The following is a 14590-nucleotide window of genomic DNA, read 5'->3' on the forward strand; positions in this document are numbered from 1 at the left end:
GGCTTTAATTCGGGAGGAGTTAAGAATGAAAATCAGATTGTCGACTTTAATGGGTGCAACCGCTGCCATCCTGCTTTCGGCCATGGCGGCGCAGGCGCAAACCGCGCTCAAATGGGCGCATGTCTATGAGACCTCGGAGCCGTTCCATACGGATTCGGTGTGGGCGGCGGAAGAAATCGCCAAGCGGACAGACGGCCGCTACAAGATCGACGTTTTCCCGGCGTCTCAGCTGGGCAAGGAAGCCGATATCAACCAGGGCCTGAAGCTCGGCACGGTTGACATCATCATTTCGGGTTCAAGCTTCGCCGCACGCGATCACAAGCCCATCGGCGTCACCTATTTTCCCTATATCTTCCGCGATCCCGGTCATCTGATCTCCTATACCAAAAGCGATGTCTTCAAGAAGCTCGCCAAGGGCTACGAGGACAAGACCGGCAACCACATCGTCGCCGTCAGCTATTATGGGACGCGCCACACCACATCCAACCGGCCGATTGAAAAATGCGGTGACATGGCCGGCCTGAAAATGCGCGTTCCCGACGTCCCGGCTTATCTGGCCATGCCGCGCGCCTGCGGCGCCAACACGACGCCGATCGCCTTTGCTGAAGTCTATCTGGCTCTTCAGAACGGCACCGTCGAGGCCCAGGAAAACCCGTTGACGACGATCGAGGCGAAGAAATTCTACGAAGTCCAGAAGAACATCGTTCTGACGGGCCATATCGTCGATCACCTCAACACCCTCGTCTCGAAAACCCGCTGGGCGAGCCTTTCGGATGAAGACAAGAAAATCTTCACCGAGGTGATGCAGGAAGCGGCGGCCCGCACGACGAAGACGATCGAAGCCCGTGAAAAGGCGCTGGTCGACGAGTTCAAATCCAAGGGCATCACTGTCGCCGAGGTGGACAAGGCCGACTTCGAGAAAAACGTCATCGAAAAGGTAAAGCTTGAAGACTTCGGCTACGAAAAGGCCGATTGGGACGCCATCCGCGCCATCAAGTAATGCGTGAGCCTGTCCCGGCGTCGTCAGGCGCCGGGATATCCTCAACCGAGACATTCGGACTGGAGTTCCCGCCAATGACCGACCATCAAAACACACCCATCAGTGTGGAAGAAATGGCGCATGCCTTCGAAGAAGATACCGGCCCCGTCGATCTTTCGCCCTATGCCGTGGAAGACTGGATAACCCTTGCCGTTTTCTGGGGCATGGGCCTTTCCGTCTTCCTGCAATTCTTCACCCGTTACGTGTTGAACGACAGCTTCGCATGGACGGAAGAAATTGCCGCCAATTGCCTCGTCGTCGTCGTTTTTCTGGGTTCGGTCATGTGCGTGCGTATGTTTCGGCACATTCACGTCGACCTGATCTACCGCTTCGTGCCGAAGCCCGTCGGGCGTTTTCTGGAATTGATCGTCGATCTCATCGCCATCGGTTTCTTCGCCTACATCACCTGGCTGATGTGGCGTTATCTCGAAATCGTGGGTGATGAGCGAATGGTCACCGTCGACCTGCCGCGCGGCATTGTCTTCTACACCGTTTTCGCCGCTTTCGCGCTGATGTTCCTGCGTGCCCTGCACAATTTCATCAAGGACATCACCGGCAAGCAAACCGTGCGTGAAAAGGCTCAGGAAGCCGTAAGCACACAGGGAATCTAGACCATGCTTTTGCTCATCGGCTCATTTCTTCTGCTTCTCATCATCGGCACGCCGGTGGCCGTTTCCATGGCCGTCAGCTCGCTTCTTTATCTCATCCTCTACGACGTGGCGCCCGATATCATCGCGGCCCAGCGCATGATCGCCGGCGTCGAAAGCTTCCCGCTCATTGCCGTGCCGTTCTTCATCCTCGCCGGCAATCTGATGAACATCGCAGGGGTCACAAGCCGCATCTACCGCTTCGCACTGGCGCTCGTCGGCTGGATGAAGGGTGGACTGGCGCAGGTCAACATCATCGGTTCGGTGGTTTTTTCCGGCATGTCGGGCACAGCGCTTGCGGATGCCGCAGGCATCGGCACCATCGAGATCAAGGCCATGAAGGATCACGGCTATCCGGTCGAAGCGGCCGTCGGCGTCACCGCCGCCTCGGCCACGCTCGGGCCGATTTTTCCGCCATCCTTGCCCTTCGTGATCTACGGCATGATGGCCAACGCCTCTATCGGCGCGCTGTTCATGGCGGGCATCATTCCCGGCGTCGTCATGACCGTGCTGATGATGTTGACGGTCTATATTTTCGCAAAACGCAAGGGCTGGGGTTCCGACACGCCCTTCGAACTGAAAAAACTTCTTTCTGCGTCGCTGGAAATCGTGATCGTTCTGAGCTTTCCGGTTGCAGTCTATCTGATGATCCTTGCCGGCCTGTCGCTCAATGTCGCGGTCCTTATCGGCCTCGCCCTGCTTGTCGCGCTGGACTGGTATTACGACTTCTCAGCCGTGATGGCGCTGATGACGCCGGTGCTTTTGATCGGCGGCATGACGATGGGCTGGTTCACCCCGACCGAAGCGGCGGTCGCTGCGGTCCTCTGGTCGCTCTTCCTCGGGCTGGTGCGTTACCGTACCATGACATTCAAGACATTGGCCAAGGCCAGTTTCGATACGATCGAGACGACCGCCTCGGTTCTTTTCATCGTCACGGCGGCATCGATCTTCGCATGGCTGCTGACGGTGAGCCAGGCGGCCCAGCTGTTCTCCGACTTCATGTTCGCGATGACGGACAACTGGTGGACCTTCCTCATCATCGTCAACATTCTGCTTCTGGTGGTCGGCGCGTTTCTCGACACCATCGCCGCCATCAGCATTCTGGTGCCGATCCTGATGCCGGTCGCCGCGCGCTACGGCATCGATCCGGTGCATCTCGGCCTGATCGTCACGCTGAACCTGATGATCGGTCTTTTGACCCCGCCTGTTGGCATGGTGCTCTTCGTCCTGTCTCGTATTTCGAAAATGTCGGTGGAGCGGACCACGCTCGCCATCCTGCCCTGGATGATCCCGCTTTTTGTGGCACTGGCGCTGATCACCTTCATACCATCGGTAACGCTGTGGCTACCGACCCAGCTCGGCCTCATCCGCTGATCGAACCAGACCTGCGCGGCCCGGCGTCGCGCAGCTTTTCCGATATGAATGCATTCGAAAGGACCCCGTCATGCAGACACGCGTGGCACGTCTACACGGCGCGAAGGACATCCGCGTCGAAACACAGGATACCGATGGCCCCGGCCCCGGTGAAGTGCTGCTGACCATGGCGGCCGGCGGCATCTGCGGCTCCGATCTTCATTATTATCAGGATGGCGGTTTCGGCCCGGTCAGGGTGCGCGAGCCGATCATCTGCGGCCACGAGGCATCCGGCCATGTGGCGGCTTTGGGGGCGGGCGTCAGCGGGCTTGCCATCGGCCAGCTCGTCGCCGTCAACCCTTCGCAGCCCTGTGGTCATTGCCACTTCTGCCTGAAGGGCCAGCCGATCCATTGCCTCGAGATGCGCTTCATGGGCAGCGCCATGCGTCTGCCGCATGAGCAGGGCATGTTCCGCGACCGGCTGGTGGTTCCGGCCAAACAATGCGCGGCATTTTCAGACGCCACCTCGCCCGCCGAGGCCGCCTGTACCGAACCGCTCGCCGTCTGCCTGCATGCCGTCGCCCAGGCAGGCGATCTGACCGGGGCCAAGGTTTTGGTAACCGGCGCTGGCCCCATCGGCCTTCTTACCATCGCCGCCGCCCGCCATGCCGGCGCGAGCGTCATCGTCGCCACCGACTTGAGCGATGCGGCGCTGGAACGCGCACCCGCCATGGGTGCGGACCGCACCATCAATGTCGCGAAGGACGCAGAAGCGCTTTTGCCCTATCAGGAAAACAAGGGTTATTTCGACGTTATTTTCGATTGCTCCGCTGCCGGCCCCGCGCTTCGCACGGCCTTTGCCTGCGTGCGCCCCCGCGGCACCATCGTGCAGGTGGGCGTCACCGGCGATATCACCATTCCGCTCAATGCGCTGGTGGGCAAGGAAATCCTCTGGCGCGGCTCGCAGCGTTTCCATGAGGAGTTCACCATCGCCGCCGGCCTGATCTCCTCGCGCGCGATCGATGTGCGACCGATCATTTCCCACAGCTTCCCGCTGGAAGACGCGAAAGTCGCATTCGAACAGGCCGGAGACCGCTCCGCCGCCTGCAAGGTGCAACTGACATTTTCCGCAGACTGATATTTGAGGATTAAAGATGAGACATACATGGCGCTGGTTCGGCCCGGTCGACAAGGTCACGGTTCAGGATGCGGCTCAGGCGGGCGCGGAAGGCATCGTCAGCGCGCTGCATCATATCGCCACCGGCGATGTCTGGCCGGTGGACGAGATCGCCAAGCGGCATGAGGCGATCAAGACCGGCGGGCTTTATTGGGACGTGGTAGAAAGCGTGCCGGTTTCCGAAGAGATCAAGACGCAGACCGGCGACTGGAAAAACCACATCGCCAACTGGCAGGAAACGCTTCGCCGCCTCTCCGCCTCCGGCATCCGCACCGTCTGCTACAACTTCATGCCCGTGCTGGACTGGACCCGCACCGACCTGCGCTGGGAAACCAGACACGGCGCAAAGGCGATGCGTTTCGATCTTCCCGATTTCGCAGCCTTCGACATTCATATTCTGAAGCGCCCCGACGCGAAGGCCGATTATCCGGAGTGGCTGGTAGAGGAAGCGGCAAAACGCTTCGCCGACATGCCCGACACGAAAATCGCAGCCCTCGGTCGCAATATCGGCGCGGGCCTGCCCGGCTCGGCGGATGGTTATACGCTCGCCCAGCTTCTCGAAAAACTGCGCTCCTATCACGGTATCAACCGTGAAAGGCTGCAACAGAACCTGATCGACTTTCTCTCGGAGGTGACGCCGGTTGCCGAAGAGGTCGGCATCAATATCTGCGCTCACGGCGATGATCCGCCATGGCCCCTGCTCGGCCTGCCGCGCATTCTCTCAACGGAAGCCGACTACGCCCATATGCTCTCAAAGGTCGATAGCCGCGCCAATGGCGTTACGCTCTGCACCGGCTCTCTCGGGGCGCGGGCGGATAACGACCTGCCCTTCATCGCCAGCCGTTTTGCCGATCGCATCCATTTCGTGCATCTGCGCAATGTGACGCGTGACACCGATACCGTGCCCTGCTCCTTCTTCGAGGATGAACATCTGGAGGGCGGCACCGACATGGTCGCCGTCATCGCCGCACTTCTGTCGGAGGAAACCCGTCGTCGCGCCGAAGGCCGTGAAGATCACACCATCCCGATGCGGCCCGATCACGGGCAGGAAATCCTCGACGACCTGACGCGCGGGGCGCAGCCCGGTTATCCCGCCATAGGCCGGTTGAAAGGGCTGGCGGAGCTGCGCGGTATCGAGCGCACCCTGTCGCATGGCCGTTTCGGGCTGGCGAACGGGAAAGGCTGAGCAAGATAATTGACCGCAGGCTTCCCAGTCAGCCGGCGGTCAGTCGTCCCCTGAACAGCAGACAGGTAATGGTGAAAAGCCCGCCGGCTATGGCGCCGGCGGCTTTCACGGCAGCATCCATCAGATGCGGATGACGTGTGGGCGACAGAAACTGCAGCGCTTCGATACCAAAAGCTGCTGTGACACCCGCAACGATGACGGCGAGCCAGTGGCGCGGATAGGCAAACACGAAAGCCGCCGAGCAGAAAGCGAAGGCGGCGGCACGGTCTATCCCCACCGTCGTCAGCGTGTGAGGCCGAAAGCCGATCGGGCAGATTGTAACGATCACGATCAGCAGAAGAACCGACCAGGCGATGTATTTCGGAAGTCTATTTGTCATCATGACGTCATATAAAACGCCGTGCGCGTAAACGGAAGCGGGTCTTTTTCACGTCTCGCCCAATTAATCACACTTTTTGATCAAATAGTTGCGAAACCGCCTTTCGTTGCGGCCCCACACGGGCTAATGCAGAAGGCGACCGGGCGAGGATCGCGGCTGATGGCGTTGACGCTATCGCCTTTCGGTCCCATGTCACGGTATCGGGTGGATTTTCCACACAGGATCAGATTTTCAGGGATGAGCACAATGAGTTTCAAGCCGCACGGCAAACATCTGGTTGCAGGAGAATGGGTCGCAACGGATGCAAAATTCCGCAGCGAGCCTGCACATGGCGAGGCTTTCGATTTTTCGGTCGGCACGGTCGATCTGGTGAACAAGGCTGCGGAAGCCGCTGAAGAAGCCTTCTGGAGCTATGGCTACACCACCCGCGAAGAGCGCGCCGCATTCCTCGACACCATCGCCGATGAGATTGAAGCACGCGCCGACGCCATCACCGAAATCGGCTCGTCCGAGACCGGCCTGCCCGCAGGACGCCTGCAGGGCGAACGTGGCCGCACCGTTGGCCAGCTCCGCCTGTTCGCCTCGCATATCCGCAAGGGTGATTATCTCGACCGCCGCCACGACGAAGCGCTGCCGGATCGCCAGCCGCTGCCGCGCCCGGATATCCGCCTGATGCAGCGCCCGATTGGCCCTGTCGCCGTCTTTGGCGCGTCGAACTTCCCGCTCGCCTTCTCCACGGCCGGCGGTGACACCGCCGCCGCTCTGGCTGCCGGCTGCCCGGTTGTCGTCAAGGGCCATTCCGCCCATCCCGGCACCGGTGAAATCGTTGCCGAAGCCGTTTTGGCCGCCGTCAAGAAGCACAATCTGCATCCCGGCGTCTTCTCGCTGATCCAGGGCGGCCGCCGCGATGTCGGTTCCGCGCTCGTGCAGCATCCGCGCATCAAGGCGGTCGGCTTTACCGGCTCGCTCGCCGGCGGCCGCGCGTTGTTCGATCTCTGCGCCCAGCGCCCCGAGCCGATCCCCTTCTTCGGCGAACTCGGTTCCGTGAACCCGATGTTCCTGCTGCCGGAAGCTGTTTCCGCTCGCGGTGAAGCCATCGCCAAGGGCTGGGCCGGTTCGCTGACCATGGGTGCCGGCCAGTTCTGCACCAATCCCGGCATCGCCGTCGTTCTCGCCTCGCAGGCGGATGCGGTTGCCGAAACCGCACGTGCAGCTCTTTCCGAAGTCGGCCCGCAGGTCATGCTGACCGACGGCATTGCCGCTGCCTATCGTGACGGCCGCGATCGTATCGCCGCCGGCAACGGCGTGCGTGACGTGCTGACCACCACCTGCGATCTGCGCAATGCAACGCCCTACCTGTTCCGCGTTTCGGGCAAGGACTGGGTTGCCAACCACGCGCTTGCCGAAGAGGTTTTCGGACCGCTCGGCCTGATCGTCACGGTCGATAGCCCGGAAGAAATGCTGGAAGTCGCAAAGAGCTTCGAAGGCCAGCTGACCGCAACCCTGCATCTTGACGGTGGCGACGCCGAACTCGGCCGCAAGCTGCTGCCGATCCTGGAGCGCAAGGCAGGCCGCGTTCTCGCCAACGGTTTCCCGACCGGCGTGGAAGTGTCCGAAGCCATGGTTCACGGCGGCCCTTACCCGGCTTCGACGAACTTCGGCGCAACCTCGGTTGGCACCATGTCGATCCGCCGCTTCACGCGTCCGGTTTCCTACCAGAACATCCCTTCGGACGTTCTGCCTGCGGATATCCGCTAAAACTGATGGAGGCAGGCGCAGCGATGCGCCTGCTTTTTTTCCGGCTTTACAGCCCTTCGGGAAATACGGCCTGACGCTGAAGCGTCACTTGCCTCCTCCCGCCTCCCTTTTTCTCGCCTCACTGTCTCCATCCAGATTTTTCCGCACCAAGACGTCCGCATCGGTTGACATCGACCCCGCACGTAATGCTAATACGCAATCTCGTAACGTAATAACATTACAGTCATCCTTCAGAGCCGACACCGGTTCGTATCCGCACAGGGATGATAACGTCTGGAAGGAACACCATGAGATTTTCCCTTCAACAGCACCTTGGCATGAGCGCGCTTGCCACGTGCCTTGCCCTCACCCTGCCGCTGGCCTCTGGCGTGGCGCAGGCGGAAGAAAGCGGCGACAGCGTCAAGGAATGGCGTCTCTTCATCGCCGATCACACCCAGCCGGTGGTGCGCGCCATCAATTTCGAAACCGGCAAGGAACTCGGACACTACGACCTCAAGGGCTATGCGGCACTGACCGCCAGCGCCTCCGGCAAGACTGTTTTCGCCACACAGTCAGATTCGGATATCGTGCATGTGATCAAGACCGGCATCGTCTTTTCCGACCACGGCGAGCATCGCGATCTGGATGTGGAAGATACGGCGCTGCTGCCCGTTACCTTCGAAGGCAAACGGCCGTTCCACGTCGTGCCCCACGATGACCATGCGATCCTCTTCTACGACCGTGGCGGCAAGGCTGAGATCATCGATGAGGCCACCCTGCTGGACGGCAAGGCAAAGGTCCGCACCGTCGATACGACCGCCCCACATCATGGCGTGGCGGTGACCATGGGCCGTTACGTTCTGGTGTCCGTACCCAACACGCAGATCGAAACCAAACCCGACACGCTGCCGCCCCGCATCGGGCTGCGCGTTCTTGACAGGGAAGGCAAGCAGGTTGGTGAACAGGCGACATGCACCGATCTGCACGGTGAGGCGACATCCGCACGGCTTGCGGCCTTTGGCTGCAAGGAAGGCATTCTCGTTGCCCGGCCGGGCGGCACGGATGGTCCGAAGCTCGAAATGCTGGCCTATCCGGAAGATTTCCCGAAAGCCTATACCGGCACGCTGCTCGGCGGCAAATCCATGCAGTTTTTCCTTGGAAACTACGGTGAGGACAAGGTCGTCCTGATCGATCCTGACAGCAAGGACGCCTTCCGTCTGGTGGAGTTGCCGACCCGGCGCGTCGATTTCATCCTCGACCCCGCCAATCCGCGCAATGCCTATATCCTGACGGAAGATGGCGACCTGCATGTGCTTGACGTGCTGGAAGGCGCCATCACCCGCAAGGCGAAGGTCACCGAACCCTACAGCAAGGATGGCCATTGGCGCGATCCGCGTCCGCGTCTCGCCGTTGCCGACGGTCAGATCGCAATTTCCGATCCGCGCCATTCGCTGGTGCGCGTGGTGGATGCGGAAAGCCTGAAGGAAACCCGCACGCTTGCGGTGGAAGGCCAGCCCTACTCCATCGTTGCCGTTGGCGGCTCCGGCGCTTCGCACTGATACCGAACAAAAGAAACCCCGTGCGCCCGAAGAGCACACGGGGTTTCCTGATTTTGAAGGCCCGTATTATCAGGCCGACTGCACAGCCTGTATCTTCTCGATGCCGCCGACAATGCCGGCGAAATCCTGCCAGACGCCCTGCGCGCCCTTGCGCCATTCGTCCAGCGCTTCCGGCTGCAGCACCTTGCCGCCCTTGGAAAGCGCAAGCTCGACGGACTTCACTTCGTCCTCGACGATCAGCTGGTTGAAATATTGCGCGCCTTCGCTCGATGCTTCCAGGAGAACCTTCTTCTCTTCGTCATCCAGCTGGTTCCAGAAGGTCGCACCGTAATAGACCACGCCTGAAGCCCAGATGTGGCCGGTTTCCGTCAGATACGGCACGACCTCGTAAAGCTTGAAGCCGGCATAGGCGGACTTGGTGAGATCCATGGCATCAGCCACGCCGGTTGCCAGCGCATTATAGGTCTCGGTGATCGGGATGCCGACCGGCGTGGTGCCGAAGGCGCTCCACAGTTTGGTGTGCAGCGGGCTCTGGATGACGCGGATTTTCTTGCCTTCCAGCTGCTCCGGCCGGGTTACCGGTTCCTTGGTCAGAAGATGGCGCGCGCCGTAGTTGATGAAATCGGCGGCGATGAATTGCTGGGCGGCGAGCTTGGTCTTCAGATCAGTGCCAGTCTCGCCCGTCACCACCTTGCGCACATGGTCGGCATCGCGGAACAGGAAAGGCAGATCGAGGATTTGCAGTTCCGGCACCCAGCCCGAAAGCGAGGAGACTGTCGAAAGGCTCGCCTGCACCGAGCCCAGCCGGATATTTTCCGCCACTTCCTTTTCACCGCCCAGCGCACCGCTCTTGACGATGTTGAAACGGAAACGGCCGGGCAGCTTCGCCTCCACCAGTTCGCTGATCTTCACCCAGATTTTCGTCTCGGGCTTGTCATCGGCAAACAGCGAGGCAACGGTGAGGCTGCGGGTTCTGGCATTTGCCGTGCGCACAAAGGCGGGGGCGGCGAGCGTTGCGGCGCCGATGGCGGAGAGTTTGAGGAGATTGCGGCGATCGATAATAATCATGATTGAAACCCCAAATTTAGAAGAAAATGGCCCAGGCGCACAAAATGGCGAGGGAAACGAGAAGCGAGACGAGATAGGGAACGACGGCCCGGAAAAGTGCTGTCGCCGGAATGCGGGTGACGCCGCTGACCACGAAGATCAGCATGCCGAGCGGCGGTGTCAGGCCATGGATCATCAGGTTGACCACAAGAATGACGCCGAAATGGATGGGATCGATGCCGGCCGCCACGGCAGCGGGCAACAGGATCGGCCCGAACAGCAGGATGGCAGCACCAATATCCAGCACCAGCCCGACCGCGAGCAGGATGAGATTGGAGAGCAGAAGCACCGCGATCTTGCTGCCGCCCAGAAGCGTGACAAAGTCGGTGACGAGGCCGGAGACATTGTCCACTGCCAGCAGGAAGGCGAAGGGGCCAGCCGTGCCGATCAGGAGACCGATGGCCGCCGCTTCACCCGCCGACTGGCGGAAAGTCGCGAAAATGCGGCCCGCGCCCAGCCGGTAACCGAAGCCGAGAAACAGCGTGTAGAGAGCGGCAAGGGCCGCAGCCTCCGTGGTGGTGACGACGCCGATGCGGATGCCGACTACTACGATGACGCCAAGCCCGAAGGCGGGTATGGCGGCCACGGCCGAGCGCCAGCGTTCGCTGCCTGTCGCGCGCGGCAAGGTATCGACACTGCGCACGCTGAGATGGATCGCCACCGCAAGGCAGATTGCCATCAGCCCGCCGGCGAAGAAGCCGCCGACCAGCAACGAGCCCACCGACAGATTGGTGGCCGTTGCGAGGATGAGAAAGGCGATGGAAGGCGGGATGACATTGTCCAGCACCGAGGTGGCGGCAATGATCGCGCCCGCCTGCGCCGGCGGATAACCGTGCTTCACCAGTTCCGGCTGGAAGGTGGAAGCACCGAAGGCGGCGTTGGCGACCGAGGAGCCGGATGCGCCGGAAAACAGCACGCTGGTCAACAGCGTCGTCTGCGCCAGCCCCGCCCTCCGGTGGCCGACCATGGAGGCGGCAAAACGGACGAGCTGGTTGGCGACGCCCGATTCCGTCAGCAGGCTGCCGGCCAGCAGGAAGAAGGGAATGGCAAGCAGCAGGAATTTCGACATGCCCGTCACCGTCGAGGACACGATGGCCGGCTCCGGCAAGGTGCTGCCGAAGGCGATCGCCACATAGGCGGCGGCAAGGAAGGCATGGGCAAGCGGTGCGGCCAGAACCAGCCCCACGGCCGCCGTGAATGCCAGAAACAGGCTTGGCGGCAGGGTCGTATCGATAAACAGTTCCGGCAGGCCGACATAAGAAACGACCGCGATGGCGACGGAGAGCAGAACGGCAAGCGCCTTGCCTTCACCAACCCGTTGAAGCGCAAGATAAACAAAGATCAGCGCGCCGCCTGCACCGAGAAAACCGAAGCGCACCCATTCCGGCAGACCGAGCGTTGGCGACGTGCCGCCCAGCATGGCCGCAATTTCCACTCCGCCGAAAGCGAGGATGAGGGCTGCGACAAAGGAAAAGGCATCAGCCAGAACTTCGGTTGCGGCATGAAAGCGTTCCGGCAGGAAGCGCACGAATACATCCAGCCGCATGGCCAGAGCGCTCTTGAGGCTGAGCGGCGCGCCGACCGCGATCATCGCCACATTGAGCCAGATGCCCAGATCTTCCGCGCCGATGAAACCGGTATGGAACAGGTATCGCAGGGTGACATTGACCAGCACCACCACAAGAAGCGTCGCAAGGATGGCGGCGGCAACCGCGCCCAACGCCTTGTCCAGAACGGCAAGCGCCCGCTCGGCCGCATGTTTTGGACCGAAGCGCCGTTGCGCGATTGTTGTTGCCGGACTTGCCGTCATGTTGTTCTTCTCCACTCCCGCACCATGCTCAGGAGGCCTTGGCCGAGAGGTCACGGTCGAACAGGGTCGACCAGGTGAATTGTTTCGCCGCTGACACTTCCCGCGATACATCGAGACGTGGCAGGACCTTTTCGCCAAAGCGGAAGGCTTCCTCCAGCAATGGCATGCCGGAAAGGATAAAGGTGTTCACGCCCGCCTTCTTATAGGCCTCCAGCGTGCGGATGACAGTATCCGGCGAACCGACAATCGCGGTTCCCGGGCCCGGACGGACAAGCCCGATGCCGGCCCATAGGTTGGGCGCGATTTCCAGATCGCGCAGGTTTTCCGGTTTCTGCCCGCCATGCATCGCCGTCATGCGCTGCTGGCCGACGGAATCGGTCTTGCCGACGAAACGCTGGTTGGCGGCAATCGCGCGCTCATCCATGCGCCCGTAAAGGTCGGCCGCCGCTGCCCATGCCTCTTCATCGGTATCACGCACGATGACATAGAGCCGAATGCCATATTCCAGTTCGCGGCCAAGCTGTTCCGCCCGCGCCTTGACGAGATCGACCTTCGCGCCGATCTGATCGGGCGTTTCACCCCACGAGAGATAGGTCTCGACATGTTTGGCGGCAACGTCGATGGCCTTCTCCGACGAACCGCCGAACCACAAGGGCGGCGGCTCTATGCCCTGCCCCACCGGCAGCGCGAGCTTCGCACCCTCGGTCTGGAAATGCCGCCCCATGAAATCCACCGTCTCGCCGGCGAAAAGCCGGTGCCAGATTTGCAGATATTCATCCGCCATATCGTAACGCTCGTCATGCGGCATGGTCATGCCGTAAGCGCCGAGCATCTTCGCATCGCCCGAAACGACATTGATCAGCAGGCGGCCGCGAGAAAATTCCTGAAGCGTCGCCGCCATCTTGGCAAGCAACGTCGGCGCGATCAGGCCCGGATGGATGGCGACCAGCAGTTTAAGCCGCTCGGTATGGGAGAGCAGTGCGCCCGCCAGAACCCAGACGTCATGCGCGCCGGTGGCAAACAGCGCGCCGGTATAACCCAGCTGATCGTAAGCCAGCGCCAGCTGCTTGTAATAACCGAGATCAACCTTGCGGGAGCCTTCCGGCTGCCAGGGATAAGCGCCATCGGGTGCGCACATGTACCAGAAAACATTCATCTGTCGCCTCCGACGCTGGCTGATTGCGGGGCCGGGCTTTGCCCGGTCTGAACCGGTAAAGAGAAATGGCCGTGCCTGTAAAGCGTATCGGCCTCCTCCTGCTGTTCGGCAAGGATATTTTCAGCGGCGGGCACCACGGAAAGATCGCGTGAGCGCAGCACCTTCCCCCAGGATGCCGCATCACCCTCGCTGCCCGGTTCGGCGGCGAGAAGGGCTGCGGCCCTGTCGATATCCGCCATGACGGCGCGGCCGACGCGGTCCAGTTCGGCCGCAATCGCCTGTCGTGTCTCCTGCGCTATATTGTGACGCGCCAGCGTCCAGAACAGCGAGCGGTTGGGAATGGTTGAACCGCAGCGGACCAGAAGGCTGATCTCCTCATGGGTCAGAGCCTTTTCCAGCCGTGGCGACATCGTCACCCAGGCATCGACACGGCCTTCCACGAGGTCAAGCAGGCTGTCACTATCACCGCTTTCAATCCGCGTCACGTCCGCAAGGCCAAGTCCCGCCCCTTCCAGGCTGCGGGCCAGAAGATAGGTGTGAAACGATCCATCGATCAGCGATATGCGCTTTCCCTGGAGATCAGCGGCTGAACGGATCGGACTGTCGCGCCGCATGAGGATTGCGCCATTGGCGGGCCTCGGCGCGGAAGCGGCGATATAGACCGCCGAAAGCCCGCGCGCATCCGCTTCAATGGGCGGCGTCGAGCCGGTGCCACCGAAATGGATGTCGCCCTTTTCGAGGAGAGCCGCCGTATCGCGCCCTTCGCGATAGGTCACGAATTCCGGCTCGAATGCCTCAAAAGCGCCGGGCCAGAGTCGGGCGAGCCGTAAATGCAGATTGTTGGGATGGACCCCGATTTTCATGTCGACACCTCATTTCGCAATCAATCTACTTTTTTATAGAGTGTTTTCGAGGAACGTTTTGGCGATCCTCGGTCGGAAAGCGAAAGAGAAATCTACTAATCCTGTAGATTTTAAAAATTCTGCAGCCGACTAAAAACGACCGCATCAAGCCATTGAAATTTATCGCCATACAATTTACTTTTTTATAGTCTGAAACATGGACCAGTAGTTGTGACGAAACCGGTTTCCAATCTCATCTGCCGCAGCGTGGTGGAAGCGAGCGAGCTTTTGAAGCTTGTCGCCAACGCCAACCGTCTGGCCATCGTCTGTTATCTCATGGAAACGGAGGCCTCCGTTTCAGCCCTTGAATACGAACTCGGCATTCAACAGCCGACACTTTCGCAGCAGCTTGCCGAACTGCGCGACGCCGGTGTGATCGAAGGTTCGCGGGAGGGCAAGGCGGTGATCTATCGTGTCACCGATCCGCGCATTATCCAGCTGGTTCTGACCCTGCGTGGTCTTTACAAGGACCTTTCCGATGTGACGGGCAAGAAAGGCCGTCGCGCCTTGCCGCTGGATGAGGCGATGTTCGACTGAC

General features: G+C 60.8%; 13 protein-coding genes. 8 read left to right on the top strand and 5 right to left on the bottom strand.

Going from position 1 to position 14590, the window contains the following annotated elements:
- The first annotated feature begins 25 nt into the window (after window positions 1-25).
- The 5 genes from DXT96_RS22970 to uxuA all read left to right on the top strand — a co-directional run bounded on the left by DXT96_RS22970 (window position 26) and on the right by uxuA (window position 5402).
- Window positions 26-1000, top strand: coding sequence for a sialic acid TRAP transporter substrate-binding protein SiaP (locus tag DXT96_RS22970; protein ID WP_149899117.1), 975 nt, complete (start codon window positions 26-28; stop codon window positions 998-1000).
- Between the two features lie 74 nt (window positions 1001-1074).
- Window positions 1075-1650, top strand: coding sequence for a TRAP transporter small permease (locus tag DXT96_RS22975; protein ID WP_153516618.1), 576 nt, complete (start codon window positions 1075-1077; stop codon window positions 1648-1650).
- A 3-nt stretch (window positions 1651-1653) separates the two neighbouring features.
- Window positions 1654-3060, top strand: coding sequence for a TRAP transporter large permease (locus tag DXT96_RS22980; protein WP_149899119.1), 1407 nt, complete (start codon window positions 1654-1656; stop codon window positions 3058-3060).
- A 70-nt stretch (window positions 3061-3130) separates the two neighbouring features.
- Window positions 3131-4177: an L-idonate 5-dehydrogenase gene (locus DXT96_RS22985; RefSeq protein WP_153516619.1), complete on the top strand. Its 1047-nt coding sequence runs from the start codon at window positions 3131-3133 to the stop codon at window positions 4175-4177.
- Between the two features lie 16 nt (window positions 4178-4193).
- A complete protein-coding gene (uxuA, locus tag DXT96_RS22990) occupies window positions 4194-5402 on the top strand; it encodes a mannonate dehydratase (protein ID WP_153516620.1) in 1209 nt (402 codons plus the stop codon).
- 28 nt (window positions 5403-5430) lie between these two features.
- Here the strand turns inward: uxuA and DXT96_RS22995 are convergent, their stop codons facing one another.
- Window positions 5431-5781: an antibiotic resistance protein VanZ gene (locus DXT96_RS22995; RefSeq protein ID WP_236776658.1), complete on the bottom strand. Its 351-nt coding sequence runs from the start codon at window positions 5779-5781 to the stop codon at window positions 5431-5433.
- 246 nt (window positions 5782-6027) lie between these two features.
- Between DXT96_RS22995 and DXT96_RS23000 the strand changes: the two genes are divergently transcribed.
- Together DXT96_RS23000 and aztD are read left to right on the top strand one after the other, a co-directional pair.
- The gene (locus DXT96_RS23000) at window positions 6028-7539 is read left to right on the top strand and encodes an aldehyde dehydrogenase (NADP(+)) (protein ID WP_153516621.1); all 1512 of its coding nucleotides are present in this window, start codon (window positions 6028-6030) and stop codon (window positions 7537-7539) included.
- A gap of 287 nt (window positions 7540-7826) precedes the next feature.
- Window positions 7827-9077 carry a zinc metallochaperone AztD gene (aztD, locus tag DXT96_RS23005; protein ID WP_153516622.1) on the top strand — a complete coding sequence of 417 codons (1251 nt, stop codon included), beginning with the start codon at window positions 7827-7829 and terminating at the stop codon, window positions 9075-9077.
- A gap of 69 nt (window positions 9078-9146) precedes the next feature.
- Here the strand turns inward: aztD and DXT96_RS23010 are convergent, their stop codons facing one another.
- The 4 genes from DXT96_RS23010 to DXT96_RS23025 are packed head-to-tail and all read right to left on the bottom strand — an operon-like array spanning window position 9147 to window position 14013.
- Window positions 9147-10145 (bottom strand): TRAP transporter substrate-binding protein, encoded by a 999-nt coding sequence (locus tag DXT96_RS23010; RefSeq protein WP_153516623.1) that lies wholly within the window; start codon window positions 10143-10145, stop codon window positions 9147-9149.
- Window positions 10146-10161: 16 nt separating this feature from the next.
- Window positions 10162-11994, bottom strand: a complete 1833-nt coding sequence (locus tag DXT96_RS23015; RefSeq protein ID WP_153516624.1) for a TRAP transporter large permease subunit — start codon at window positions 11992-11994, stop codon at window positions 10162-10164.
- 28 nt (window positions 11995-12022) lie between these two features.
- Window positions 12023-13150, bottom strand: coding sequence for an LLM class flavin-dependent oxidoreductase (locus DXT96_RS23020; RefSeq protein WP_153516625.1), 1128 nt, complete (start codon window positions 13148-13150; stop codon window positions 12023-12025).
- Window positions 13147-14013, bottom strand: coding sequence for an ABC transporter substrate-binding protein (locus tag DXT96_RS23025; protein WP_153516626.1), 867 nt, complete (start codon window positions 14011-14013; stop codon window positions 13147-13149). The genes DXT96_RS23020 and DXT96_RS23025 overlap by 4 nt, the downstream gene beginning before the upstream one ends.
- A gap of 210 nt (window positions 14014-14223) precedes the next feature.
- On the opposite strand from DXT96_RS23025, the gene DXT96_RS23030 reads away from it, so the two are divergent.
- Window positions 14224-14589 carry an ArsR/SmtB family transcription factor gene (locus tag DXT96_RS23030; RefSeq protein WP_371418979.1) on the top strand — a complete coding sequence of 122 codons (366 nt, stop codon included), beginning with the start codon at window positions 14224-14226 and terminating at the stop codon, window positions 14587-14589.
- The last annotated feature ends 1 nt before the right edge of the window (window position 14590 follow it).

This window comes from Agrobacterium sp. ICMP 6402, from assembly GCF_009498615.1.
Classification (GTDB): Bacteria; Pseudomonadota; Alphaproteobacteria; order Rhizobiales; family Rhizobiaceae; genus Agrobacterium; species Agrobacterium burrii.